This window comes from Microbacterium sp. VKM Ac-2923 (assembly GCF_022815605.1).
In the GTDB taxonomy this organism is placed as follows: Bacteria; Actinomycetota; Actinomycetes; order Actinomycetales; family Microbacteriaceae; genus Microbacterium.
This window is the reverse complement of the sequence record NZ_JALGRP010000011.1, coordinates 36,129-62,858: the sequence shown is the minus strand read 5'-3', so window position 1 is coordinate 62,858 and position 26,730 is coordinate 36,129. Positions and strand designations below refer to the sequence as shown.

General features: G+C 70.5%; 16 protein-coding genes. 6 read left to right on the top strand and 10 right to left on the bottom strand.

The genetic code is table 11. The features are described 5' to 3' along the window. Positions 1-3 precede the first annotated feature (3 nt). The 6 genes from MT347_RS15485 to MT347_RS15460 form a co-directional block, all read right to left on the bottom strand. Positions 4-1,941, bottom strand: a complete 1,938-nt coding sequence (locus tag MT347_RS15485; protein WP_243502200.1) for a YhgE/Pip domain-containing protein — start codon at positions 1,939-1,941, stop codon at positions 4-6. After that, complete coding sequence (locus tag MT347_RS15480; protein WP_243502199.1) at positions 1,938-2,534, bottom strand: hypothetical protein; 597 nt, start codon at positions 2,532-2,534, stop codon at positions 1,938-1,940. Before MT347_RS15480 ends, MT347_RS15485 begins: the two co-directional genes overlap by 4 nt. Then, positions 2,531-3,136 (bottom strand): TetR/AcrR family transcriptional regulator, encoded by a 606-nt coding sequence (locus tag MT347_RS15475; RefSeq protein ID WP_243502198.1) that lies wholly within the window; start codon positions 3,134-3,136, stop codon positions 2,531-2,533. The genes MT347_RS15480 and MT347_RS15475 overlap by 4 nt, the downstream gene beginning before the upstream one ends. Before the next feature lie 248 nt (positions 3,137-3,384). Beyond that, positions 3,385-4,827: an argininosuccinate synthase gene (argG, locus tag MT347_RS15470; RefSeq protein WP_243502197.1), complete on the bottom strand. Its 1,443-nt coding sequence runs from the start codon at positions 4,825-4,827 to the stop codon at positions 3,385-3,387. An 81-nt stretch (positions 4,828-4,908) separates the two neighbouring features. Then, the gene (locus MT347_RS15465) at positions 4,909-5,595 is read right to left on the bottom strand and encodes a peptidylprolyl isomerase (protein WP_243502196.1); all 687 of its coding nucleotides are present in this window, start codon (positions 5,593-5,595) and stop codon (positions 4,909-4,911) included. 156 nt (positions 5,596-5,751) lie between these two features. Beyond that, complete coding sequence (locus MT347_RS15460; protein WP_243502195.1) at positions 5,752-6,444, bottom strand: Pr6Pr family membrane protein; 693 nt, start codon at positions 6,442-6,444, stop codon at positions 5,752-5,754. A gap of 108 nt (positions 6,445-6,552) precedes the next feature. On the opposite strand from MT347_RS15460, the gene MT347_RS15455 reads away from it, so the two are divergent. Together MT347_RS15455 and MT347_RS15450 are read left to right on the top strand one after the other, a co-directional pair. Next, on the top strand, positions 6,553-7,839 hold the full coding sequence (locus tag MT347_RS15455) for an adenylosuccinate synthase (protein WP_243502194.1): 1,287 nt from the start codon (positions 6,553-6,555) through the stop codon (positions 7,837-7,839). Beyond that, positions 7,839-9,038: a beta-propeller fold lactonase family protein gene (locus MT347_RS15450; protein ID WP_243502193.1), complete on the top strand. Its 1,200-nt coding sequence runs from the start codon at positions 7,839-7,841 to the stop codon at positions 9,036-9,038. Before MT347_RS15455 ends, MT347_RS15450 begins: the two co-directional genes overlap by 1 nt. A 206-nt stretch (positions 9,039-9,244) precedes the next feature. Here MT347_RS15450 and MT347_RS15445 read toward each other — a convergent pair whose 3' ends face one another. The 4 genes from MT347_RS15445 to MT347_RS15430 are packed head-to-tail and all read right to left on the bottom strand — an operon-like array spanning position 9,245 to position 14,364. Further along, positions 9,245-11,197 carry a glycoside hydrolase family 127 protein gene (locus MT347_RS15445; protein WP_243502192.1) on the bottom strand — a complete coding sequence of 651 codons (1,953 nt, stop codon included), beginning with the start codon at positions 11,195-11,197 and terminating at the stop codon, positions 9,245-9,247. 2 nt (positions 11,198-11,199) lie between these two features. Continuing rightward, positions 11,200-12,108, bottom strand: coding sequence for a carbohydrate ABC transporter permease (locus tag MT347_RS15440; protein ID WP_243502191.1), 909 nt, complete (start codon positions 12,106-12,108; stop codon positions 11,200-11,202). Position 12,109: 1 nt separating this feature from the next. Further along, positions 12,110-13,015 (bottom strand): carbohydrate ABC transporter permease, encoded by a 906-nt coding sequence (locus MT347_RS15435; RefSeq protein ID WP_243502190.1) that lies wholly within the window; start codon positions 13,013-13,015, stop codon positions 12,110-12,112. Between the two features lie 53 nt (positions 13,016-13,068). After that, on the bottom strand, positions 13,069-14,364 hold the full coding sequence (locus MT347_RS15430) for a sugar ABC transporter substrate-binding protein (RefSeq protein WP_243502189.1): 1,296 nt from the start codon (positions 14,362-14,364) through the stop codon (positions 13,069-13,071). 147 nt (positions 14,365-14,511) lie between these two features. Between MT347_RS15430 and MT347_RS15425 the strand changes: the two genes are divergently transcribed. The 4 genes from MT347_RS15425 to MT347_RS15410 all read left to right on the top strand — a co-directional run bounded on the left by MT347_RS15425 (position 14,512) and on the right by MT347_RS15410 (position 26,721). Further along, complete coding sequence (locus tag MT347_RS15425; RefSeq protein ID WP_243502188.1) at positions 14,512-15,546, top strand: LacI family DNA-binding transcriptional regulator; 1,035 nt, start codon at positions 14,512-14,514, stop codon at positions 15,544-15,546. Positions 15,547-15,682: 136 nt separating this feature from the next. After that, complete coding sequence (locus MT347_RS18470) at positions 15,683-21,169, top strand: Ig-like domain-containing protein (protein WP_243502187.1); 5,487 nt, start codon at positions 15,683-15,685, stop codon at positions 21,167-21,169. Between the two features lie 139 nt (positions 21,170-21,308). After that, on the top strand, positions 21,309-24,341 hold the full coding sequence (locus MT347_RS15415; RefSeq protein ID WP_243502186.1) for a family 43 glycosylhydrolase: 3,033 nt from the start codon (positions 21,309-21,311) through the stop codon (positions 24,339-24,341). Between the two features lie 85 nt (positions 24,342-24,426). Next, positions 24,427-26,721, top strand: coding sequence for a beta-L-arabinofuranosidase domain-containing protein (locus tag MT347_RS15410; protein WP_243502185.1), 2,295 nt, complete (start codon positions 24,427-24,429; stop codon positions 26,719-26,721). The last annotated feature ends 9 nt before the right edge of the window (positions 26,722-26,730 follow it).

Sequence of the window (26,730 nt, the reverse complement as noted above, 5' to 3'; positions counted from 1 at the left end):
GGCTCAGCCGATCAGGCTCGGCTGCAGGTCGCGCAGGGTGCGGTGGTGGGTCATGCGGGTCACCCCGATCGCCGCCACCAGCACGCCGCCGACCATCCACGCGCCCAGCACCAGCAGGTCGGGGCCGACCCGCGAGACGTCGCCGCCGTACATGACCTGGCGCATGGCATCCACGACGTATCCCATCGGCAGCACGTGGTGGAGCGCCGCGAGCGGGGCGGGCAGCGTCTGCCACGGGAAGGTGCCGCCGGCGGTGACGAGCTGCAGCACCATCAGCACCAAACCGAGGAACTGCCCCACCGAGCCGAGCCAGACGTTCAGGGCGAGCACGATCGCCGCGTACGTCGCCGAGGCGAAGAGCAGGATGCCGAGGGCGGCGGCCGGATTGGCGAACGAGAACTGCAGCGCAATGGCGAGCACCGTGAACAGCCCGACCATCTGCAGCGCCCCCAGGGCGGTCGGGGTGAGCCAGCCCGCCAGGGTCACGCGAACGGGAGAGCGCAGCGCCGTGATCGCGCGCTTCGAGACCGGCTTGACGATGAGGAACAGCGCGTAGATGCCGATCCACCCGGCCAGTGCGGCGAAGAACGGCGCGAGGCCGGCTCCGTAGTTCTGCGCCGTGGTCACCGCGCTCGTGCCGACGGCGACGGGGTCGGAGATGGCCTGGGCCTGCGCCTGCCGGGTCGCGTCGTCGGAGTCGGGGATCTGGTCCACGCCCGCGGCGAGCCCGTCGCGCAGCTGCGTCGCCCCCGTCGAGAGCTGCCCGAGACCGGAGTCGAGCTGTTCCGCACCGTCGCGCAGCTGCGCCGAGCCGTCGCGCAGCTGGGCGGCTCCGGATGCCGCGGTGCCGGCGCCGTCGGCGAGGGCCGAGGCCCCGTCGGCCGCGCTCGCCGCTCCCGTGGCCAGCGTCGCGCTTCCGGCGGCGACCTGCCGGGCGCCGTCGTCGAGCTGGTCGATCTGGGCCACCGTGTCCTGGACGCGTCCGTTGGCCGCGGACAGGCGTTCGGCGACCGGGTCGAGCCGCGAGAGGATCTCGTCGATGCGCGCGGGATCGAGACCCGCGTCGGCCAGGGCCGTCGCGATGTCGGCGCGTGCCTGTGGCAGCTGGGCCGCGGCGTCCCCGGCGGCGGTCCCCACCCGCCGGGCTGCCGCGTCGATACGGTCCACTCCGCCGGCGACCTGCTGGGCACCGTCTGCGACCTGGGACGCACCGTCGCGCAGCTGGGCCGTGCCGTCCCGGAGGCCCACGGCGCCCGACGAGAGCTGGGCCGTACCGTCGGCGAGCTGGACGGAGCCGTCGGCAAGGGTCGCCGAACCACTCGCGAGCTGCGAGGAGCCGTCCTTCGCCGAGGCCAGACCGTCGACGAGCTGCGTCGCCCCGTCCGTGGCATCCACGAGCTTCACACGGATCGTGTGCAGGGCGTCGAGCAGGGTGAGCCCCGCCTCGTCGGTGACCTTCCGCGCGACCGACTCCCGGATGCGGGCGACGGCCTGCGTGCCGATGGTGGAGGCGAGGTAGTTGTTCGCATCGTTCGTGCGCAGCTCGATGCCGGCCTGGCGCGGGCTGTCGCTCGAGAGCGAGGCCACGGCATCCGAAAAGTCGGCGGGCAGGGTCACGATGAAGTCGAAGTCACCCGTCTCCAGCCCCGCGTCGGCCTGGTCTGAGGTGACCCGGTGCCACTCGAACGTGTCGCTGTCGAGCAGCTGCTCCGCCGCCTCGTCGCCGAGGTTGCGCTGCTGGCCGTTCACCTCGGCGCCCCTGTCGTCGACGACGAGCGCGACGGGGACGCTGGACAGGTTGCCGTACGGGTCTTGGTTGGCCCACAGGTACAGGCCGCCGTAGAGGATGGGCACGGCGAGCAGGGCGACGAGGGCGATCACCGACATGCGCGTCGAGGTGAGGCGGCGGAGCTCCGCCGCGATCATCTGGGGGATCTTCATCGCGCGACCTCCGCGGCGTCGATGGCGGTGCGCGAGGCGTGGCCCGCGACGGCCAGGACCGCGTAGCCCCGCTCCGCGAACTCCTGGGCGATCCGCCACCACGCGAGAGGCTCGCCGCCGTGACGGTCGGGCGCGACGAGGACGAGTCCCTCGACGTCCTTCCTCAGCGCGGCCAGCTCGAGCAGCAGCCGGATGCGTGCCGCAGGCTCGACGTTGCCGATCGGAAGGCCGGCGATCGCCTCGAGGCCCATGCCCTCGAGCCATCGCGCGGCGGCGAACGGGGTGGGGGCGTGACCGGCGAACATGAGCTCCTCGGCGACGACGCCTGTGACCGAGACGTTCGGTTCCGGCTCGGACACGGTGGGGGCGTCGACGAGCGCGACGCGTCGGCGGAGGCCCGCGGCATCCGCCCGCCCGTCGATCGTGACGGAGCCGGCGTCGACCTTCATGCGACCGGATGCCACCAGCCCCAGCACGGTGGGACGCTGCTCGGTCTCGGTGACGACGAGGCTGGCGTGGCCGGTCTCGAAGGCGGTGGAGGTCGCCGGCAGGGCGCTACGCCCCTTTGCGACGGCGTCGACGACGATCTTCACGACATCTCCAGGTCGGGGTGCAGGACGAGCAGCGCGCGCGCCTCGGTCCACGACAGCCCCGCGATGCCGAGCACCGCGCACACGGCGATCTCGCGTGCCGTGGAGCTCTCGGCATCCACCCGCGCGACGACCGTGCGGCCGGTCTCCTCCAAGAGGCGGGACAGCGTCGGAGCGGGGAGGTCGGTGCGCAGCTCACCGGCCTCCTGCCCCCGACGCACGATCTGATCGATGCGACGACGGAGAGGGGCGAGGGCGGCGGAGGTCTCGGCCAGGTGGGCATCGTCGAGGGCGAGAGCGGCGGCGGCCTGCACGTGCGCGGCTTCGCGCCAGAGCTCGGATGCCAGGCGAGCGAGCGCGACGCGGGAGTCGGCGTCGTCGATGCCGGCCGCGATCGCGTTGAAGCGCGCGGCGCCCGCGGCGATGACCTCGCGGACGATGGCGTTGCGGTCGTCGAAGTGGCCGTAGAGGGCGCGGCGCGACAGCCCGGCGCCTCGGGCGATCGTGTCGATCGAGGCGCGGGGGTCGTGGCCGATGGCGGCGGTGGCCGCGGTCAGGATGCCGGCGCGGTTCTCGACGGCGTCGCGGCGGATAGGGGTGCTCACGTCACACGAGTGTACGCCTAACCTGCACACGTGCGTGCAACTTATTCATCTCCCGTCCCCCCGTCCCCCCCCCGTCCCCCCCGCGCGAGTCGCCAGGAATTGTCGCTTCGGGGCTCCGACAAGCGACAAAATCTGGCGACTCACGCGCGGCGGCGGAAGGCGCGCGGCGGCGGAACGCGCGCGGCGGCGACACGCGAGAGAGCCCGCGGTGCCGGATGCGGCGCCGCGGGCTCTCTCGCAGGGTCGGGTCAGTCGGTGCCGGCGTCGAACGCGGCGCCCTCGCCCGCGGCGTCGGTGGCGTCGGCGAGGCGCTCGCCGGCGGCGTCGAGGGGAGCGGCCGACTCGATGATCTCGCGCGCCCCGCCCGCGGCGACGTCGCCGACGAGCTCGCCGGTCGGGCCGCCGAGCAGACCCAGCGCGGCGTACTGCTCCAGACGGGCGCGCGAGTCGGCGATGTCGAGGTTGCGCATGGTGAGCTGGCCGATGCGGTCGACCGGGCCGAACGCGGCGTCACCGACGCGCTCCATCGACAGCTTCTCGGGTGAGTACGACATTCCGGATGCCACCGTGTCGAGGATCGTGTAGTCCTCACCGCGGCGCAGGCGCACGGTAACCGAGCCGGTGATGGTCGACCCGACCCACTTCTGGATCGACTCGCGCAGCATGAGCGACTGCGGCTCGAGCCAGCGGCCCTCGTACATCAGGCGACCGAGGCGGCGGCCCTGCTCGTGGTAGGTCGCGAGGGTGTCCTCGTTCAGGATGCTGTTGACCAGGCGCTCGTACGTCAGGAACAGCAGAGCCATGCCGGGCGCCTCGTAGATGCCGCGCGACTTGGCCTCGATGATGCGGTTCTCGATCTGGTCGCTCATGCCCAGGCCGTGGCGCCCACCGATGGTGTTCGCCTCGCGGACGAGCTCGACCGGGTCGGCGAAACGCGTGCCGTTGATCGCCACGGGGCGCCCGGCCTCGAACTCTACGGTGACGTCCTCGGTCTCGATCTCGACCTCGGGGTCCCAGAAGCGCACGCCCATGATGGGCTCGACGATCTCGAGCGAGACGTCGAGGTGCTCGAGCGTCTTGGCCTCGTGCGTGGCGCCCCAGATGTTGGCATCCGTCGAGTACGCCTTCTCGACGCTGTCGCGGTAGGGGAAGTCGTGGGCGACGAGCCACTCGCTCATCTCTTTGCGCCCGCCGAGCTCGGTGACGAAGTCGGCGTCGAGCCACGGCTTGTAGATGCGCAGCGCGGGGTTGGCGAGCAGGCCGTAGCGGTAGAACCGCTCGATGTCGTTGCCCTTGTAGGTGGAGCCGTCGCCCCAGATGTCGACGCCGTCTTCTTTCATCGCGCGCACGAGCAGGGTGCCGGTGACCGCGCGGCCCAGCGGCGTGGTGTTGAAGTATGTGCGTCCGCCCGAACGGATGTGGAACGCGCCGCACGCGAGGGCGACGAAGCCCTCTTCGACCAGCGCGGTCTTGCAGTCGACCAGGCGCGAGATCTCGGCGCCGTACTGCGTGGCGCGGCCGGGGATGGAGGCGATGTCGTCTTCGTCGTACTGCCCGAGGTCGCCGGTGTACGTGCAGGGGATGGCGCCCTTGTCGCGCATCCACGCGACGGCCACGGAGGTGTCGAGACCACCCGAGAAGGCGATGCCGACGCGCTCGCCGACGGGAAGGGACTGCAGGACCTTGGACATGCCGTCGATTCTATTGCGGCACGATGCGGCGCCTCGACGCGGGCTGTGCCGCGTTCCCTTCCGCCCTCTGGGGAGGAGGGGTCAGCCGACGGTGACGCCGCTGATGGTCACCGGGTTCGCAGGCGAGCCGTCGGATGCACCGCCGGCGGTGCCCGCCGCCGCGATGGACTGCACGACCGCCAGACCCTCGGGCGACATCGTGCCGAAGACCGTGTAGTTGGGGGGCAGTGTCGAGTCGGCGTAGACGAGGAAGAACTGCGAACCGTTGCTCACGGGGCGACCCGTGTTGGCCATCGCGACGGTGCCGGCGGGGTAGGTCTCGCTCCCGTCGACCTCGTTGGCGAAGACGTATCCGGGACCCCCGCGTCCGGTGCCGGTGGGGTCGCCGCACTGCAGCACGAAAATGCCCGACGTCGTGAGCCGGTGGCATTCGGTGTTCGAGAAGTACTGCTGCTGCGCGAGCGAGACGAAGCTCTCGACCGTGCAGGGGGTGCGCTCGCCGTCGAGCGTCAGGGGGATGTCGCCGGCGGAGGTCTGCAGCACCGCCTGCACCTCGCCGGTCGGCTGGTCGGTGCCCTCCGCAGGGGGAGTGACGTCGACGGCGGGCTGACCCGACGCGGGGTAGGAGCACTCGCCCGAGACGGCGCCTTCGCTCGGCGCGTCGGCGCTCGCCGCGGGGGCAGGCTCCGTCGTCGTCCCACCGGCGCATCCGGCGAGGAGGAGCAGGGCGGAGGCGGCCAGAGCCGCGGACATCAGTCGCGTACGCACGCGCTCCAGGGTAGAGCGCCCGGGGTGCGGCATCCGTCTCCCGCTCGGAGGAATGCGTCGAACTCGCAGTTTCGGCTGCGATTGCTGCGAGGACGACGCGATTGCCGCGAGGACGACGCGTTTCTGCGAGGACGACGCGTTTCTGCGAGAACCGCGTCAGGACGAACGGATGCCGCGCCAGCGGCCGACCGCCACGGCGCCGACGGCGAAGGCCACGATGACCGCCGCGATCACGATGACGTACACGACCACGCTGCCCCACCCGCCGGTGTTCGGGTCGAGGAACGGGTAGGGGTACCAGTACGGCGCCCCGGTGTTGGGGTTCGTTATCAGCGGGGCGCGCAGCAGCGTGTACACGATCCAGGCGACGGGGAAGATCGCCGCCGTCAGAGCCGCCCTCCAGCCCAGGCGCCGTCGGCCGGGAGCGAGGAAGAGGTCGAGCAGCAGGAAGAGGGGTCCCCAGACGTGCAGGATCTCGTTCGACCAGGGCACCGTCTCGGGCTGCAGCGGGATGCCGCGCAGGAGCAGGTTGTAGACCACCCCGGTGACGAGCATGTACGTGGTGACCCAGGCGAGAGCGGTGGCCAGCACCACGGGCTCGGGGCTGAGACGGCGTCCGCGCACGAAGAACCGCAGACCCACGATCAGCAGCACCACCGCGGCCGAGACGTTCGAGAGGATCGTGAAGAAGCTGAAGAAGTTCGCGACGACCGTGGTGACGTCCCGTCCGGCCTCGAGGGCTCCCGCCACCGATGACGCGAACTGGGCGATGACGGCGACCGCGATCATCGCCGCCGCCGCGATGCGCGCGATGCTCCAGCCCGTGGCCCACCCGTTCGAACGCTGCATAGCGCCAGGGTAGTGAGCGAGGGGGACCGCGGGGAGGGTTGCGGGAGGCCGTGTCGGACCCGCTCGATAGGATGGGGTGTACCGCCGGACAACATGCGAGGAGCACTCATGCCCGGAATCGTGATCGTCGGCGTCCAGTGGGGCGACGAGGGCAAGGGCAAGGCCACCGATCTGCTCGGTGAGCGCACCGACTGGGTGGTGAAGTTCAACGGCGGCAACAACGCCGGGCACACCGTCGTCATCGGCGACGAGAAGTACGCGCTGCACCTGCTGCCCAGCGGCATCCTGTCTCCGGGGGTGACCCCCGTGATCGGCAACGGCGTCGTCGTCGACCTCGAGGTGCTCTTCAACGAGCTCGAGGCCCTCAACGCCCGTGGCCTCGACACCACGCGCCTGAAGATCAGCGCCAACGCGCACCTCATCACGCAGTACCACCGCACGCTCGACAAGGTCACCGAGCGCTTCCTCGGCAAGCGCATGATCGGCACGACAGGTCGCGGCATCGGCCCCGCGTACGCCGACAAGATCAACCGCGTCGGCATCCGCGTGCAAGACCTCTTCGACGAGAACATCCTGCGCCAGAAGGTCGAGGGCGCCCTCGACCAGAAGAACCACATGCTGGTGAAGGTCTTCAACCGCCGCTCGATCACGGTCGACGAGATCGTCGAAGACCTGCTCGCGTACGCCGAGCGCGTCCGCCCGATGGTCGCCGACACGTCACTGCTGCTCAACGACGCCCTCGAGGCCGGTGACGTCGTCGTCTTCGAGGGCGGCCAGGCCACCATGCTCGACGTCGACCACGGCACTTACCCGTTCGTGACGTCGTCGTCGGCCACCGCCGGTGGCGCCTCGACCGGCTCGGGGGTCGGGCCCAACCGCCTCGACCGCATCGTCGGGATCGTCAAGGCCTACACGACACGCGTCGGCTCGGGTCCCTTCCCCACCGAGCTGTTCGACGAGAGCGGCGACTGGCTGCGCTCGCGCGGCTTCGAGTTCGGCACCACCACCGGCCGCCCGCGTCGCGTCGGCTGGTACGACGCCCCCATCACGCGCTACGCCACGCGTATCAACGGGATCACCGACCTGGTGCTCACCAAGCTCGACATCTTGGGCGGGCTCGAGCAGATCCCCGTGTGCGTCGCCTACGACGTCGACGGCGTGCGCTACGACGACCTGCCGGTTAACCAGACCGACTTCCACCACGCCAAGCCGATCTACGAGAACTACCCCGGCTGGAGCGAAGACATCTCCTCGGCGCGCACGTTCGACGACCTGCCGCTGACCGCGCAGGAGTACGTCCTGGCGCTCGAGAAGATGAGCGGCACGCGCATCTCGGTCATCGGCGTCGGCCCCGCGCGCGACCAGGTCATCGTGCGGCACGACCTCATCGACTGATGCGGTTCTGGGTCGGCGCCTACGCCCCCGACACCGGATCGGCGGAGGGGATCGGCATCCTGCAGGCGGGCGAGGCCGACGCTCCGGCGGCGGGCGGCCCGCTCGGCATGGTGGGCACGGCCGTCGCCGCGCCGGGTTCCGCATCGTGGATCGCCGCCCACCCCACCAACGGCATGCTGTACGCGGCGCTCGAGGCCGATGGCACCGTGCAGGCGTACCGCCGCTCGGGAGAGACGCGGCTCATCCCGGTCGGGGCGCCCGTCGACGCCGGGTCGGCGGTGTGCCACGTCGCCGTGGCACCGGATGCCACGTTCCTGGTGGCGAGCTGCTGGGGCGACGGACGGGTCGTGCGCATCGAGCTCGATGTCGCCGGTCGGCCCACGCGGCCCGTGATCGCACCCGAGGCGTCCGACCCCTACGGCGCAGCGCCAGACGAGGAGACCCTCTCCACCGGAGCTCGGGTGTCGGGCGCCGTCGTCCCGGATCTCGCCGCCGCCGCCCGTGCGCTGCGAGAGGCGGCGGGCGCGGAGTTCTCGCACCTCGTCCCCGACTACGACGAGGTGCCCGAGACCGACGCCGAGTCGGAGGAGGCCGCCGCCGGCGACCGCGTCTCGCGCGCGCACCAGGCCGTCTTCCTTCCGCACGGTCTGATCGCCACGACCGACATGGGTTACGACCTCGTGCGGTTCTGGCGCACGGCGCCGGACGGACTGCGGCTCGTGCAGGAGGTGGCGCTGCCCGAGGGGAGCGGACCGCGCCACGGGCTGTGGCATCCCTCGGGGCACCTCTACGTCGTGACCGAGCTCAGCTGCGAGGTCTTCGCGCTCGCCCCCGACCGCGCCGGACGGTGGCATGTGCGATCCGGTGAGCCGCTGCTCGGCACCCTCGACACCGACACCGCCGCCGAGCTGTGCGCGAGCCGCGACAACGCCACGCTGTACGCGGGTGTGCGCGGCAGCGACACCGTCGGGGTGCTGTCGGTGCGCGGGGAGGGCGAGATCCTGCAGCTCACCGCGCTCGCCGAGACGGGAACGCACTGGCCGCGGCACCACGTCGTCGTCGACGACACGCTGCTGGTGGCCGGGCAGCTGGCGCACGAGATCGTCTCGCTGCCGCTGGACACGCGCACCGGCGTCCCGGGGCGGGTGCGTCACCGCACCGAGTCGCCGTCCCCGACGCGGCTGCTGCCGATGCGCTGAGCGGTCGCCCGGGCCCGTCGGCGCCCGGCTCGCCGTTCCCCACCGATGGGCCGACGCCCCGCGTGCCGTCCCGAAACGACGAAGCCGCCCGCGTGCCGTTCCCCGGCGACGGTGCCGACGCCCCGCTCGCGGTTCCGGGAACGACGAAGCCGACGCCCCGCGTGCGCGCGGCGTCGGCCCGGTGGTGCGGCCCTCCGGCCCCGCACTCAGGTGGTCGGCATCCACACCCTCATCGTCGAAGGTCCGCGGTTTCCCCAGTCGTGGTACGGCACGAGGGCGACCCGCGTCGGTTCGGCATCGGCGTCGAGCGGACCCGCGCCGAACGGCCACCCGTCCGAGGCGGGCGCACGATCCGCGATGCTCACCCAGACACGTCCATCCCCCTCGACCGGAGGTGCCGTGACATCCAGGACGACCTCTCCGACATCCTCCGCCGTCGCCAGATCGACCGACTCGAGGGCGAGCACCTCGGGCCCTCGCTCAACGGCCACGCATCCGCGGATGGCGTCGATGCGGGGGTCCGGAACCACGATGCGCGGGGCCATGGGGAGCTCCAGTTCGACGACGTCGCCCGCGCGGAACTCGCGGCGTACGACGGCCCACCCGGGGGAGACGGGCAGGGCCTCGCCCACGACGTCGGCGCTGCCGACCCGCACGCGGGCACCGTCGGCCCACTCCGGAACCCGCAGCGAGAGCGTCCACGCGCCCTCCGTGCTGTGAATGACGGTCACGCGCACGGTGCCCTCGTCGGGATAGCGCGTCGCGACGTCGAGAGACACCTCGCGACCGTCGTCGAGGGTCGTGCGGATCTCGGCCGGTGCGTACTGGTGGATCTGGATGCCGCCGGCGTCGGCCGTCGCGACGTAGGCGTCGAGGCTGGCCAGCGTGCGCGCCACGTTCGGCGGGCAGCACGACACCTCGAACCACGGGGCGCGCAACGATGACGAGGCGCGCGGCGAGGTGGCATCCGGATCGGGCACGACGCCTGGAACGCGCTGGTGCAGGGTGTTGGCGTAGAAGAAGCTGCGTCCGTCGGCCGAGGGTGACGTGGCGACGACGTTGAAGAGCGTGCGCTCGATGAGGTCGGCGTAGGCCGACTCGCCGCCCGCGAGCAGGAGACGCCACGAGAACATCACCGAGGCGATCCCGGCGCAGGTCTCGGAGTAGGCACGGTCCGACGGCAGTTCCCAGTCGTCGCCGAAGGCCTCGTCCTGGTGGTGCGACCCCTGGCCGCCCGTGATGTACGTGCGTCGACCTCGCGTCCGCGACCACTGCGCCCGCAGCGACGCCAGCAGGTCGTCGTCGTCGCTCTCGACGGCGACGTCGACGGCTCCGGCGGCGAGGTAGTTGGCGCGCACGGCGTGACCGCTCAGTGCCTCGGCGTCGCGGACGGGGACATCGTCTTGGAAGTAACGGCGACCCCACTCGATGTCGGCGAGCGTCTCGTGGCCGCGACGGTTCACGAACAGCGCGGCTTGGGCGGCGTATCGGGCGTCGCCCGTCACGCGCGCAAGCTCCGCGAGAGCGGTCTCGATCTCCGGGTGCCCGCAGAAGGCCGGGATGCCGTCGGGCCCGAAGACCTCGCACACGAGGTCGGCCGCGCGGAGGGCGACGAGCAGAAGGCCGTCGTCGGATCCGGGTCGGGTGCGTTCGCGCGCCACGGCCGCCTGGAAGAGATGGCCGAGGCAGTAGAGCTCGTGGCCCCATTCCAGATCGGACCAGCGGGGTTGCTGCCCCTCGCGTCCGAACTCGGTGTTGAGATAGCCGTCGGCCTCCTGCGCCGCGGCGACCCGATCGACGACGCCGCGGAACGTGCGCTCGAGGTCGATGTCGTCGCGCCGGCCGAGCTCCCACGCCGCGGCCTCGAGGTACTTGTACACCTCGGAGTCACTGAACTCCCGACCGCGGCGTCCGGCGGGCAGCGTGCCGGCAGCGGCGCGATCGAAGTTGGGCAGCCAGCCCTCGGACTCGAGACGGCTGAGGATGTGGGACAGGGTGTGCGCCGCGTTCACGGCTTGACGCTCGCCCCAGAAGCCGCCGACGATGCGGACGTCGCCGAGGCCGAGCGGCCGGAGCCGCGATCGCGAGGGGACGACGGGGGCGACGACGGTGCGGGCCGTGGCGTGGTCGAGAGGACGGGTGGGAAGGGTGGTGGACATGGTCATCCCTTGAAGGCGCCGGACATGAAGCCGCGCACGTAGTGGCGTTGGAGGATCAGGAACAGGACGATGCAGGGCAGCGCGAGCACGACGACACCGGCCTCGGTCACGCCGTAGTCGATGACGCCCATGGTCTGGCCGCGGAGGTTCGCCACGGCCAGCGGCAGGGTGATCCGCGACTGGTCGTTGATCAAGATGAGGGGGGCGATGAAGTCGTTCCAGGCGGTGAGGAACGCGAAGAGGCCCACCGTGATGAGGCCGGGTTTCACGGCCGGGAGGAGCACGCGCCAGAGCGCCGAGAAGCTCGTGCAGCCGTCGACGAGGGCGGCCTCGTCGAGCTCGCGCGGGACGGATTCGAACGAGATGCGCATCATGAACATCGAGAAGGGCAGCTGGAACATCGTGAGGACGAGGGCGACGCCCACGAGGGAGTTCTGCAGGCCGACGGCGTTGAGGATGACGTACAGCGGGATGAGCAGGGTGGCGTACGGCACCATCAGGATCGCCAGCACCGACAGGAACAGCAGGTTCTTGCCGGGGAACGAGAAGCGCGCGAAGGCGTAGCCGCCGAGGAACGAGATGAGCAGGGTCAGCACGACCGTGAGGACCGAGACGAACAGCGAGTTGCCGAGGTAGACCCAGATGCCCGATTGGAAGTTCGCGAGCTTCTCGTAGTTGCCGAAGCCCCACCCCTCGGCCTGGTTCGTGCCGGCCTGAGGGCTGACGGAAGCCACTCCGGTCCACACCAGCGGGTAGAGGAAGATGATCGCCACGGCGCCCGTGAAGATCTTGCTGGGGAGTCCCCACAGGAGGGCGCCGCTCGGCCGCGGCCGTCCGCGGTAGCCGGGGGCGACGATGGCGCGGGTGCTGCCCGTCGCGGGTGTGCGGGGGCGGATCTCGGTCGTGGCCATGTCAGGCCTCCTCGGGACGACGGAACGCGCGCAACTGCACGGCGTTGATGACGACAAGGGCGAGCAGGATGATGACCGACAGCGCGGCGGCGATGCCGAGGCTGTTCTGCCCCTGGAAGGCGATGTTGTAGATGAGCTGCACCACGGTCATGGTGCTGTTGTCGGGGCCGCCCTTGGTGAGGATGTAGAACTGGTCGAACGCCAGCAGCGACCCGGTCACGCACATCACCGTCGTGAGGGCGAAGGTGGGGCGCAGCAGCGGCACCGTGATGTCGCGGAAGATCTGCCACCGCGACCCGCCGTCGATGCGCGCCGCCTCGTAGATGTCTTCCGGGATGCCCTGCAGACCGACGAGCAGCAGCAGCATGTAGAACCCGGCGAACCGCCAGACGATCAGGAACACTGTCGACCACAGGGCGCCCTCGGGGGAGCCGAGGAAGGTGATCCCCCACGACTCCATGAGCCCCGCGAACGGTCCGGCGATGGGGGAGTAGAGCACGTAGAAGAGGAGGGATGCCGACGCCAGGCCCAGGGCGCTCGGCAGCAGGAACGCCGTGCGCAGGAACCCCTTCCACGCCGTCGACTCCTGCACCAGGAGGGCGAGGCCGAGGCCCAGACCGATGAGCAGGACGGTGGTGATGACGGTGTACAGCACGGTGAACTGCACCGAGTCCCAGAAGAGGCGGTGGGTCACGGCATCCACGAAGTTCTCGGGGAAGTTGGGGCCGGAGTTCCCTCGCAGCAGGGGCCAATCGGAGCCGGACATCTGCAGGACGAGCAGGAGGGGGATGACGAAGAGCGCGACGACGAACAGGGCCGTCGGTGCGGCGTACAGCCAGCCCTGGACGGGACCGCCCAGGGCGGTTCGGCCGTACCGGGGGCGGCGGGGTGAGGTGGAGAGCGCCACGATGTTCCTTCCGGGGGTGCGGGGGTGCCGACGCGGCGACACCCCCGCGGGGATTACTGCGACAGGACGGCGGTGATCTCGTCGTTGTCGGCGTCGACGGTGTCGGTGCCGTTGAGCACGGCGTTGCGCACCAGCGTCAGCCACGGGCTGCCGGGAGCGTTGAACGCCTGCTGGAAGTTCAGCGCCACCGGGGTCTTGCCCTTGCCGGCGACCTCGTTGACGGCCACCTGGCGGGGGTCCTTCGCGGAGAACTCGTTGTCGGCGAGGTCGGAGCGGGCGACGGTGCTGCCGTCCTTGGCGAGGACGCCCACCTGCGCGTCCTCGGACGTGAGCCACGACAGGAAGTTCCAGGCCTGCGCCGATTGCTTCGAGTCCTTCGAGATGCCGACACCGTCGCCACCGACGAAGGTCGACTCACCGCCGTCGACGCCCGGGATGCCGGAGACACCCGCGTCGAAGGACAGGCCCGACAGCAGGGTGGCGGGGAACGGCATGATGCCGACGTTGCCCTCCTGGAAGCCGGCGACCCACGTGGCCCCGGTCTCGTCGGCGGAGCCGGGAGCGACGGCGCCCGCGGCGTCGAGGTCCTTCCAGGTCGAGTAGACCTCCTGGGCCGCGTCGTTGTTCAGCAGCGACTCGGTGCCGTCGGCGCCCAGCACGTCCTCACCCGAGGCCCAGATGGACGGGAACCAGGTGAAGAGCAGGCACCCGCCGCAGTTCAGGCCCGTCGAGGTGCCCGAGACGCCGGGCTTGTTCAACGCCTGCACCGCCTTGGCGGTCTTGGCGAAGTCGGCCAGGGTGGCGGGAGCCTTCTCGGGGTCGAGGCCCGCCTCGGCGACGAGGTCCTTATTCCACATCATCACCGACAGGTCGAGGACGAAGGGCAGCACGTGCTCCTTGCCGTCGAGCGTGCCCGCGTCGAGGTGGCCCTGGTTGATGGTGTCCTTGTACGACAGCCCGTCGACCTGCGCCGTGATGTCTTGGAACAGACCCTGTTCGACCCAGTTCGGGACGTAGACGATGTCAGCCGCGAACAGGTCGGGGAGCCCGCCCGAGCCCGCCGCCGCGCCCACCTTGGCGACGTAGTCGTCGTTGGGGACGACCGTCAGCTCGACCTGGTTCTGGTGGCTGGCGTTGTAGGCCTCGACGAGCAGCTTGGCCTGCTTCTCGAGGGGAGCGCGCGTCCACAGGGTGAGAGTCGAACCGTCGTCGGTGCCCTCGGCGGGGATGTCGGCCGGTGCGGTGGCGGTCGACCCGCCGGAACACGCGGCAAGGCCGCCGACGAGCGCGCTCGCGGCCAGGATGGCCGTCGCGGCCCGAAGGGCGAAGCGGCGCCGGGATGGGGTCATTGCAGTCTCCTCTAGCTCTTCATTGAGCGGACGCGACATTCGGGGTCGGCGCCGCTGGTCGGGGTGGGTCATCGAAATAACCGAAATCCCTTTCGGGACGGTAACGTGAGTTCTGCCGATCCGTCAAGACGGCGGAGGGTCACGAACATGAAACGGAAGCCGATGACGACCGATCCCGTGCGCGCAGCCACCCTGAGCGATGTCGCGCGGCGCGCCGGCGTCTCGATCGCCACGGCGTCCAAGGCGCTCAACGGTCGCGGCGACGTCGCTGCGGGAACACGCAAGCGGGTGATGGAGGCGGCCGCCGAGCTCGCCTTCACCCCCAACGCGATGGCGCGCGGCCTGCTGGCGGGTCGGACCGGCACGGTGGGTCTGCTCACGAACGACCTCGAGGGTCGCTTCGTGATCCCCATCCTGATGGGGGCCGAGGACGCGTTCGGGGCCGGCCAGATCAACGTCTTCCTCTGCGATGCGCGGGGGGACGCGATCCGCGAGCAGCACCATCTGCGAGCGCTGCTGAGTCGCCGGGTCGACGGCATCATCGTCGTGGGGCGCCAGACCGACCCCCGACCCTCGCTCGGGCAGGAGTTGCCGGTTCCCGTCGTCTACGCCTACTCCCCGTCGGACGACCCGCGGGATCTCTCACTGACGCCCGACAACTACTCGGGCGGGCGCCTGGCGGTCGAGCACCTGCTCGCGTGCGGGCGTCGTCGAATCGCCCACATCTCGGGCGACCCCTCGTACGCCGCCGCGCAGGACCGCCTGGCCGGGGCCCGTGCGGCGCTCGCCGCGGCGGGGTTGGACTTCGTCGGCGAGCCGATGTTCGCCGCCTGGAACGAGCACTGGGGCCGTGATGCCGCGGCGATGCTGCTCGAGCGGCATCCGGAGGTGGATGCCGTCTTCTGCGGCTCGGACCAGATCGCTCGTGGCGTGCTGGACACCGCTCGCGACCTCGGCCGCGACGTTCCGGGCGACCTCGCCGTCATCGGGTACGACGACTGGGAGCTGCTCACCGAGAACGCCCGGCCTCCGCTCACGAGCATCAACGCCAATCTGCAGCAGCTGGGCCGTCAGGCGGCCCAGCGCGTCTTCGATGCGATCGACGGCGTCGACGTCGGGGCGGGTACGCATCCGATGCCCGTGAAGCTCGTCATCCGCGGGTCGACCATCGCGCATCGCTGAGTCGGCCGATCCGTCGACCATTTCGCCGATGTTTCGAAATTACCGAAACCCATTGCGAAACAATCCTCGCCCTCGGTAGCGTGCCTCCCACGCACCCGCTGCTCATCGACGAGCGGCGCCGAGAGGAACAGACACTGTGGACTGCAATCCGACGACCCCCCGTCGCGTCGGGCGATCCGCGATCGCCACCGCGGCGATCGCGACGGTGCTGGCGACGACCTTCGTGGTCGCACCGGCACACGCCGCGAACACCGACATCGGCTACCCGACGTTCTCGGGAAGCCCGACCCCCGTCCCCGACACCGGAGTGACGTACACCCCCGGCAATCAGCTGCAGAGGATCTTCGACGCCGACCTCGCCGCTGGAGCCGGTTCGAACGCATCCACCGACTTCTGGATGGACGAGATGCTCGCGCGCACCGGCGACGCGGGCAGTTTCGGTGACAACAACCAGTGGCTGTTCACGCGCGGACGTGCCGCGTTCATGAAGGAGCACAACCCCGGAGTCCTCGGTTTCGGCGGACAGCTCGCGTACTGGGAGTCCATCGACGGTCGCTCCGGCTACACGATCACCGCCCGCGTCGGCGGGAACGACGTCGGCCTGACCGAGGACGTCTCGCAGCGCAAGCAGACGCCCAGCTACTGGCGGAGCGTCCACCGCGGCGGCGGCATCGAGGTCGTGCAGACCAAGTTCATCACCGACGCGAACGTGCTGGTGACCAACCTCGAGGTGCGCTCCACCGGCGGCGCGGTCGACGTCGAGCTCGTGGCCTCCTCGCCCTACGCCGTGACCACCGAGGGCGACGAGCTGGTCGGCCACGTGCAGGCGCTGAACGACCTCACGAAGCTGTCGCCCCGGTTCTCGGGCGACGGCTTCGTCCCCGCGGGGGAGAACCTGACCCGAACGCTGTCGGTCCCCGCCGGCGGCTCGGCCACGGCGAAGGTGCAGCTCGGTCTCGTCACCGACGAGATCGCGGCCTCGCGGACCGACTACGACGCCACGCGCGCGCAGTCCGCCGGCGAGGCGTACTCAGCGCACGTCAGGGCGTACAACAAGTGGTGGGCCGACAACGTCCCGTACCTCGACACCCCCGAGGACAACATCGACAAGACGCTGTACTACCGCTGGTGGCTCATGCGGTACAACTTCCTCGACGCCGACATGCCGGGCAACACCTATCAGTTCCCGGTCGCCATGGAGGGCGTTCTCGGGTACAACAACTCGATCGTGCTCACCACGGGCATGTTCATCGACGACCTCAAATACTTCCGCGACCCGATCTACTCCTACGGCCCGTGGGTCTCGACCGGTGAGACGAGCAAGAGCTACAAGTTCGTCGACAACCCCGGCGACCCGGCCAACTGGTCCAACAGCTACACGCAGTACATCTCCGAAGCGGCGTTGCGTTCCTACCAGCTCCACGGCGGCCCGACCGCGATCGCGAAGAACCTCGCCGAGTACGCCGAAGACGACGTGAAGGGCCTGGTCGACGCCTACGACTTCAACAAGAACGGCCTCATCGAATACAACTGGGGCGCCATGACGGGCAACGACGCGGATGCCGTGTCGTTCCACTGGAAGGGCGGCTACCAGGACCGCGCCGAGAACGCGTACCTGTACTCGAACGCCCTCGCGTCGGCCCAGGCCTACCGGACGGCCGGTGACACGGCCAAGGCCGACGAGATGGACGCCTTCGCGCAGAACATCAAGACGCAGGTCATGAAGGTGCTGTGGAACCCCGACCGCAAGCTCATCGAACACGCCATGGCCAACAACGGCGAGCACGTGCCATGGAAGGAGATCAACAACTATTACCCGTTCTCCGTCGGCCTCGTGCCCAAGCCGGGTGACGCGGACTACAACGACGACTACGTCGAAGCGCTGCGCCTCTTCGCGGACGACAAGCAGTACCCGATCTTCCCCTTCTACACGGCGAACCAGGCCGACCAGGCGGCGTATAACGCCACCGGCGGTCAGGGCAGCAACAACTTCTCCGTCATCAACTCCACGGTCACCTTCCGGATGCTGTCGAAGGTGCTGCGCGACTACCCCACCGACGCGATCGACGCCGAGTGGTACAAGAAGCTCCTCTACTGGAACGCGTGGTCGCACTACCAGAACGGCGGCGACAACCGTCTGCCCGACCAGAACGAGTTCTGGGCCAACGGCTCGGCGAACCCGCAGAAGATCGACTACCGCTCGTGGATCCACCACACGATCCTCGGCGCGACGAACTTCACCATGATCGAGGACGCGATGGGTGTGCGCACCCGCAGCGACGCCAAGATCGAGCTCGACCCGATCGACATCGGGTGGGATCACTTCACCGCGAACAACATCCGCTACCGCGACCGCGACCTCTCGGTCACGTGGGACGCCCCCGGCGGCGAGCGGCACTACGGCGACGACGTGCCCGAGGGATACTCCGTGTTCCTCGACGGCAAGCTCGCCTTCACCGTCGACAAGCTCTCGCACGTGGTCTACGACCCCGCCAGCGGCACCGTCGAGGTCGTGAAGGGTGATGCCAAGGTCACCACCGCCACGGCATCCACCGTCAAGGCGCCGCAGGACGTGCGCTTCGCCGACGACGCCCGCGTCGTCGACCTGTTCGCCAAGGCGGGCGCCGACGTCCGCACCGAGAGCACGGGCAGCGCCAACCTCGCGACCACGGCCACCGCCACCTTCTCGGCCGCCGGCCGGGAACCCGCCGGTGCGGTCAACGGCACGACGATCAACGAGCCCTTCTGGGGCACCGCGGGGTCGCCCAACGCGAAGGACTCCCTGACCGTCGAGCTCGGTGGGGACAAGACGTTCGACGACGTCCGCACGTACTTCTACGACAGCTCCTCGTCTGCGACGGCTGCCGGCTACGCCGAGCCCTCGGTCTACACGCTCGAGGTGCGCCGCAACGGCCAGTGGTCCACGATCCCGCAGCAGGCCCGCACTCCCGCCTATCCGCGAGCGAACTACAACCACGTGCAGTTCCCGGAGGTCACCGGCGACGCCGTGCGCCTCACGGCGACGCACGCCGCGGGAGCGAAGACGGGGGTGAAGGAACTGCAGGTGTTCTCCACCGGCATCGACGCTCCGGCATCCACCAACCAGGCCCCGCTCGTCACGGCGTGGCAGGACCGCCAGGGCTCAGCCGGTGGAGCGGCGGCGCTCGTCGGCACGGTCAAGGACGACGGTCTGCCGGGCGGCGAGCTCAGCGCGCGCTGGAGCGTGGTGAGCGCCCCCGAGGATGCCACGGTGCTCTTCGACGACGCCACGGCGGCCTCGACCACCGCTCGTTTCTCGGCCAAGGGCGAGTACGTGCTGCGCCTGTCGGCGACCGACGGCGAGCGGAGCGCCGAGACCGATGTGACGGTGCAGGGCGACGTGGCGACCCAGGGCGCGAACGTCGCACCCGAGGCGGCCGCGACCGCGTCCTTCACCGCCGGGTGGAACAACGTCAACGCGGTCAACGACGGGAAGATCCTCTACAACGGCGGTGCCAGCACCGACGTCTGGGGTACCTGGGCCGGCGGAGACAACCCCGCCACCCGCTGGGTGCAGTACGACTGGAACCAACCGCAGCGCGTCTCGGGTGTCGAGATGAACTTCTGGTCCGACCAGGGCGATCCCGCATCGAACCAGGGCGTGAACGTCCCGAGCGCGTGGAAGGTGCAGTACTGGGACGGCGCCGCGTGGGCGGACGTGCCGGCCGCGTCGGCGTACACCCTCGAGCGGAGCGCGCCCAACACCCTCACCTTCGGTGCCGTGACCACGACGCGCTTGCGCGCCACGCTCTCGGCCACCGGGTCGGGCTCGACGTTCGCCGGTGTCGCCGTCAGCGAGTGGAAGGTCTTCGCCGACGCGCCGACCTCGATCGAACCGGTCGACGTCCGCACTGCCGTGGGGACGAAGCCGACCCTGCCGACCACGGTGGACGCCACCTTCTCCGACGGCAGCCACGCCGACCTCCCCGTCACCTGGGCCGAGGTCACCGACGCACAGGTCGCCGGTGAGGGCAGCTTCCCGGTCTCGGGCATCGTCCCCGGTTCGCCGGTGCCCGCCAAGGCCACGGTGTGGGTGCGTGCGACGGCTCCCGGCCAGATCAATCAAGTGGATGCCGTGACCACGCGCACCCTCCCGGGTGTGGCGCCGGTCCTGCCGAAGACCGTGGGCGTGCTGTACAACGACGGCTCGCGCCAGGATCTCCCGGTGACGTGGAACGCGGTGGATGCCGCATCGTACGCCGCACCCGGCCAGTTCACCGTCGCCGGAACCGTGCAGAGCGATCTGCCCGGCACCAAGGCCGCTTCGGCCGCGGTGACCGTCGACGGCGGAGGCGCCGACACGAAGGCGCCGACGGTGTCCCTGCAAGTGTCGCCCGCTGCGCCCGGGTCGGGCTGGTACACCCAGGCCGTCACGGTGAACGCCACGGCCACCGACGACCAGGATCCCGCCCCGCGCATCGAGGTGCGCGTCGGTCAGGGCGAGTGGGGGGCCTACACCTCTGCGGTGACGGTGACCGATGACGGGTCGCACGTCGTACAGGCACGGGCCACCGACGCGGCGGGCAACACGTCGCCGGTGGCGGCGCAGACCGTCCGCATCGACACCACGGCCCCGGCCGTCGAGGTCACCGCCGACGCGGTCTCGCGAACGGTCAAGGCGACCGCCACGGACGCCGGTTCGGGAGTCGCCTCGATCGAGTACCGACTGAACGGCGGCGTCTGGTCGACCCTGTCCGGCACGGTGCTCGTCGGGCTCGACGAGACGAAGGTCGAGGTGCGCGCCACCGACAAGGCGGGCAAGGTCTCCGCGGTCGTGGAGAAGACGATGCCGAAGGCGGACGGCACGCAGAAGCGCAACGTCGCTCTGCTCGCCACGCCCACGGCATCCGGAACCGCCGCGTGGAACAAGGTGACGGGCCTGAACGACGACGTGCAGCCCACCTCGTCGGGCGACGTCACGCCGAACGACAACGCCAACGTCTGGGGGGTGTGGCCGGCCGTCACCGACCAGTGGGTGCAGTACGACTGGAAGGAGCCGGTGCGCATCGGCGAGCTGGGCGTGTACTTCGTGTCGAACATCGACGCGCAGGGCCTCGGCATCGATGTCCCCGCCGCCTGGAAGGCCGAGTACTGGGATGCCACGACCAGTGCCTGGGTCGCGGTGAAGAACGCGGGCGCGTACGGCACCGCGAAGGACACCTACAACACGGTGTCGTTCGACCCCGTGACCACGACGAAGCTCCGTCTCGCGCTCGACCCGGTCGGGACCGAGCAGGGCAAGGGCAGCGTCGGCATCAAGGAATGGCAGGTCTGGGAGCGTCCGGAGGCCGCCCAGCCCACGCTGGATGTCGGGGTGAGCGCGTCCACTCGCGTCATCGCCGGCAAGGCGTACGTGACGGCGACCGCGAAGAACAACGACGACGTCGCCGCCGACCTCGTGGTCACGACCCCGTACGGGGCCAAGACGTTCACGAGTGTCCAGCCCGGCAAGACGGTGAGCGTGTCGTTCAACTCGAGGAAGGCGACCATTCCGGCGGGAGTGGTCACGGTGACGGCCACGGCCACCGTCGACGACAAGAAGGTCACCTCGACCGTCGAGGCGTCGTACGGCGCGCAGAACTGACGCCGCGGGAGTGGGGGCGGGCTCCGCCGGCCCCCACTCCCCTCCGGAACCCCTCCCGGGTGCCCGCGCCGACCCCTGCGGTGCGCCCGGGAGGCTGTTCCCCCCTGATATCCCCGCGATCTCGAAGCGAAAGAAGCTCATGACCAGATACGCCGCTCGTCGGCCCCTCGCGGTGTTCGCCGTCGTGGGTCTCGTGGCCGGCCTGCTCGCGCTGGCACCCGCCGGCCCCGCCGCCGCCCTCCCCAACCCCCTGATCGGCGACGGATCGGTGTACTCCGCCGACCCGGCCACCCTCGTCGTCGACGACACGCTCTACGTCTACGCCGGCCGCGACGAAGCGGGCCCGACGACGAACGACTTCATCATGAACGAGTGGCAGTCGTTCTCCACGACCGACGTCGAGGGCGGCCAGTGGGAGAACCACCCGGCGCTGATGCGCCCCGAGCAGGTGTTCTCGTGGGCGACGCCCGGACGCGCCTACGCGGGCCAGGTGGTGCAGGGCGCCGACGACCGCTTCTACTGGTACGTGCCGGTGCACGAGGCCGGGAGCACCTCCGTCGACCCGTTCGGCATCGGTATCGCCGTGTCCGACACTCCGTCCGGCCCGTGGACCGACTACGTCGGCGGTCCGATCGTGTCGCAGAAGATCCTGGGCAACGACGCCCACAACATCGACCCCACCGTGTACGTCGGCGACGACGGCCGGGTGTGGATGTACTGGGGCAGTTTCAGCCGCCTGTTCGGCGTCGAACTGGCATCCGATATGAAGACCCTCATCGGCACGCCCACCGAGATCCGCGGCGGTGTCGACGGCTTCTTCGAGGCGGCCTGGCTGTTCCAGCGCAAGGGGACCTACTACCTCGCGTACGCGGCGAACACCGCGGGGCCCGACAGCTGGTGCACCCCCGCGGTCTATCACGCGTGCATCGCGTACTCGACGGCGCCGACGCCGATGGGACCGTGGACCTCGCAGGGGCGCGTGCTCGCGCCGGTGTCGTCCACCACCAGCCACCCCGCCATCACCGAGTTCCAGGGCGAGTGGTACATGGCGTACCACACCGCCGATGCGGAGGGGGGAAACCACTTCCGCCGCTCGGTCGCCGTCGACAAGGTCGAGTGGGACGACTCGGTGACGCCCGCGCGCATGAAGCCCGTCGTGACCACGCCGATCCGCGACGAGGACGCCCTCCCGTCTCCGAACGTGGCGCCGTGGGCGACGGCCTCCGCCTCGAACCAGCCCATCCCCACGCAGTACTGGATGGCGGCGCTGAACGACGGGATCGTGCGGCCCAACCCCCTTCCGCCGGACATGTGGGGTTCGTACTCCGCAGATCGTCCCGCGAGCCAGTGGATCCAGTACGACTGGTCGGAGCCCGTGCGCATCGATCGCGCGTCGATCCAGTTCTGGAACGACGCCCAGCCCGGTTCCGGCGACGGCGTCGCCGCTCCCGCCTCCTGGTCGCTGCAGTACTGGGACCAGGGTCGCTGGAACGACGTGCAGAACCCCAGCGGCTACCCGACGACCACGCGCCAGCTGCACGAGGTCACCTTCACCCCGGTGACGACGACGCGCCTGCGGGCCGTGATGAACGCCGCGCCCGGCAGGACCACTCCCGCGAAATACTCCGCCCTCGCGGTGGAGGAGTGGTCGGTCGGAGCCGTCTCCGCCGACCGCTACGAGCCGGCGACCACCCGCACGCTCGTCGGCGAAGCGCCCGAGCTTCCCGAGACCGTCGCGCTCGTCTACGGCGCTGATCGCGTCGCCGCACCGGTGAAATGGGATGCCGTCGACCCGGCGTCGTACGCGAAGACCGGCACCTTCACGGTGTCCGGCACCGCCCAGGGCTACGCCGCCGGACGCGTCCAGGCGACCGTGACGGTCGTCGGCGCCGACACGTCGCCCGACACCGCGGCACCCGAGGTGGGTATCGAACTGCGCGGACCCAAGGGTGCCGGCGATTGGTACGTCGGCCCCGTGACCGCGCGCGTCACCGCGACCGACAACCGCGACGTGCGTTCGCGCATCTCGGTCGGCATCGACGGCGGCACGCTGACCGAGACCGCGGACGTGCGTCGCGTCGACACCGTCGTGACCGGCGACGGCGCGCACAGCGTGATCGCACGAGCGACGGATGCCGCGGGCAACGTCTCCGCCGATGCCACCGCGGCGTTCCGCATCGACGCGACCGCGCCGCAGGTGGCGGCGCAGCTCGACGCGAACGCGCGATCGGTGTCGGCCACGGCGACCGACGCCGGATCCGGGCTGTCGGGTCTGGAGTACGCCATCGACGAACCCACCGCGTGGAAGCCGCTCACGGGCGCCGTGGCGGCGCCCGACCTGGAGCGGCACGTCGTGTACGTGCGCGCCACGGACGTCGCGGGCAACGTCTCGACGCCGACCGCGATCACCATCCCGCGTTCGGCCGATGCACCGATGACCGGCAACGTGGCGCGATTCGCCACCGCGACCGCGTCGTCGGCCTCGGGCTGGGCTCCCGTCGACAATGTCAACGACGGGTCGACCACGACCAACTGGGGCACCTGGCCGCGGGTCGGGGAGCAGTGGGTGCAGCTCAGCTGGGAGCGCCCGGTGCGCCTGGATCGCGCGGGTGTGCAGTTCGCCCGGGATGCCGCCGATACCGCCAACGCGGGGCTGATCCCGCCCCGGTCGTGGGTGCTGCAGTACCGCGACGCCACCGGCGCCTGGCGCGATGTCGTCACCGGCGACGGCTACGGGCGATCGTCCGACGCCCCCAACGAGGTCCGCTTCGCCGCGGTCGAGACGACGGCCCTGCGCACCCTCATGCAGTCGTGGGGTGCGCAGGAGGGCCAGGGCTCAGCCGGAATCCAGGAGTTCGAGGCGTGGGCCGCCGATGCACCTGCTCCCGCGCTGGCGATCGAGGCGTCGGCGTCGACGCGGATGATCGCGGGGAAGGCCTACGTGACCTCGACCGCGAAGAACGACGACGACGTCGCCGCCGACCTCGTGATCACGTCCCTCTACGGGACGAAAACGTTCACGAACGTCCAGCCCGGCAAGACGGTGAGCGCGTCGTTCACCTCGCGGAAGTCGTCCATTCCGGCGGGAGTGGTCACGGTGACGGCCACGGCCACCGTCGAGGGCGCGCAGGTCACCTCGACCGTCGAGGCGTCGTACGGCGCGCAGAAGTGACGTCGGGAAGGGGGCGGGTCCGCCCGCCCCCTTCCTCCTCCCCGGCAGCATTGCCCTGTTCCGCTCGATGAAGAGAAGAGACACCGTGACCCCCATCGATCCCCCCGTTCTCACCCGACGCGCCCTGCTCGGCTCCACCGCGGTGGGTGGCCTGATCGCCGCGTCCGGCGCGCTGACGGCGCCCGCGGCGGCCGCCGCCGTTCCTTCGGCCTCCGCTTTCCGCCGTGCGGGACTCCGGCACTCGGCCGCGGTCGTGCGGGCCGCGGCGCGCGAGGTCGTGCCCGACGCGTGGGCGCTGCAGCCGTTCCCGCTGAGCGCGGTGACCCTCGGACAGAGCGTCTTCACCCGTGCGCAGAAGCAGGCTCTGATCCTCAACCGCGCCTACTCCGTCGACGCCCTGCTGGCGGTGTTCCGCCGCAACGCGGGACTCGACACCCGTAGCGCCACCCCACCCGGCGGGTGGGAGGAGTTCGGGCCCGCGCCCGACGATCAGCGCTGGGGGCCGTCGGAGTACCGTGCCGGTCAGAACGCGCGCGGCGCGGGCGGACTGCTCCGGGGCCACTTCGCCGGGCACTTCCTCAGCGGGCTGTCGATGGCGTACGCCTCGACCGGCGAGGGCGCGCTCGCGCAGAAGGTCGGCGCGTTCGTCGCCGGGCTCGAGGAATGCCGGGCCGCTCTGGCCGCGCAGAAGGTCGGCACCGCGTCGAGGTACTCGCATCCGGGTTTCCTCTCCGCCTATGGCGAGTGGCAGTTCTCGGCCCTCGAGAACTACGCCCCCTACGGCGAGATCTGGGCGCCGTACTACACGCTGCACAAGATCGTGGCGGGCCTGCTCGACGCGCATGCCTACACGGGGAACGCGCTCGCGCTGACCCTGGCCGAGGGGATCGGCCACTGGGTGTACTCCCGCCTGTCGAAGTGCGCGCCCGCGCAGCTGCAGAGGATGTGGTCCCTCTACATCGCGGGCGAGTGCGGCGGCATGAACGACGTGCTCGTCGAGCTGTACTGGCGCTCTGCCGACCCGGCCCGAGAGGAGTTCCTGCAGGCGGCGAAGCTGTTCACGTACGACGCCCTGGTCGATGCGTGCGCCGACGACCGCGACACGCTCGACGGCCGGCACGCCAACCAGTACATCCCCACCTTCTCGGGCTACCTGAAGCTCTACGACCAGACGGGGGAGGAGCGCTACCGCACGGCCGTGGAGAACCTCTTCGGCATGGTCGTGCCGGGCCGTGCGTACGCCCACGGCGGCACCGGGGAAGGCGAGCTGTGGGGCCCCGCGAACGCCGTCGCCGGCGACATCGGAAAGCGCAACGCCGAGTCGTGCGCCGCGTACAACATGCTGAAGATCGCGCGCTCGCTCTTCCTGCACCATCAGGACCCGGCGTACATGGACTACTACGAGCGCACGGTGCTGAACCACATCCTCGGCGGCCGCCGGGACGCTGAGTCGACCGTCAGCCCGGAGAACTGCTACATGTTCCCGGTCAACCCCGGCACGCGCAAGGAGTACGGCGACGGCAACATCGGCACGTGCTGCGGCGGCACCGCGCTCGAGAGCCACGTGAAGTACCAGGACACGATCTACTTCCGCTCGAAGGCCGGCGACGCCCTGTTCGTCAATCTCTACATCGCCTCGACCCTCGACTGGAGCGAGAAGGGGCTGACGCTCGTCCAGACGTCGTCGTACCCCGAGACGGACACCTCGACCCTGGAGTTCACCAGCGCCCCGGCGGGATCGTTCACGCTGCACGTGCGCATCCCCGCGTGGGCGCGCGGAGCGACGGTCAGCGTGAACGGCGAGCGGACGGATGCCGACACCGCGCCCGGAACGTACGTCGCCCTCACCCGCTCGTGGGCGAAGGGCGACAAGGTCACGGTCACCATCCCGTTGAGCCTCCGCGCCGAGCCCACCCCCGACCGCCGTGACATCCAGGCACTGGTCTACGGCCCCGTCGTGCTCACGGCCATCGACTCCTCGACGCGCTACGCGACGCTCGCGCTGTCGTCGCGGGCGGGGCTCGACGGCTCGATCCGCCGGGGGGTGACCAAGCGCAGCGGCAACGTCTTCGTCATCGACGGGCGCACGTTCGAACCGGCCTACTCGGGGAAGGACGTGACCTACCACATGTACTTCCAGCGATCCGAGCCCACCGTGGCCTTCGCCGGCGTCGACGCCAAGGTACGCAATCCCACGCGCGGTCAGAACGGACCGAGCCTGCTCGACGAGGTGTGGGCGAAGGCGCCGTTCGCCGACCGCGCGGCCTTCCTGGAGGCCGTGCGCTCCGTGTCGCAGTCCTTCACCGAGGCCGACCTGCTCACCGCCCGCGACCGCCAGAAGGTGCTGCTGGCGGCCGGCCGTGCCCCCATCGACGCCTGAGAAAGACCG

Excerpts from the sequence above, each read along its gene's own strand:
- MT347_RS15445 (WP_243502192.1), bottom strand. The coding sequence starts at position 11,197 with ATGTCCACCACCCTTCCCACCCGTCCTCTCGACCACGCCACGGCCCGC.
- MT347_RS15425 (WP_243502188.1), top strand. The coding sequence starts at position 14,512 with ATGAAACGGAAGCCGATGACGACCGATCCCGTGCGCGCAGCCACCCTG.
- MT347_RS15430 (WP_243502189.1), bottom strand. The coding sequence starts at position 14,364 with ATGACCCCATCCCGGCGCCGCTTCGCCCTTCGGGCCGCGACGGCCATC.
- MT347_RS15440 (WP_243502191.1), bottom strand. The coding sequence starts at position 12,108 with ATGGCCACGACCGAGATCCGCCCCCGCACACCCGCGACGGGCAGCACC.
- MT347_RS15415 (WP_243502186.1), top strand. The coding sequence starts at position 21,309 with ATGACCAGATACGCCGCTCGTCGGCCCCTCGCGGTGTTCGCCGTCGTG.
- MT347_RS15455 (WP_243502194.1), top strand. The coding sequence starts at position 6,553 with ATGCCCGGAATCGTGATCGTCGGCGTCCAGTGGGGCGACGAGGGCAAG.
- MT347_RS15485 (WP_243502200.1), bottom strand. The coding sequence starts at position 1,941 with ATGAAGATCCCCCAGATGATCGCGGCGGAGCTCCGCCGCCTCACCTCG.
- argG (WP_243502197.1), bottom strand. The coding sequence starts at position 4,827 with ATGTCCAAGGTCCTGCAGTCCCTTCCCGTCGGCGAGCGCGTCGGCATC.
- MT347_RS15450 (WP_243502193.1), top strand. The coding sequence starts at position 7,839 with ATGCGGTTCTGGGTCGGCGCCTACGCCCCCGACACCGGATCGGCGGAG.
- MT347_RS15460 (WP_243502195.1), bottom strand. The coding sequence starts at position 6,444 with ATGCAGCGTTCGAACGGGTGGGCCACGGGCTGGAGCATCGCGCGCATC.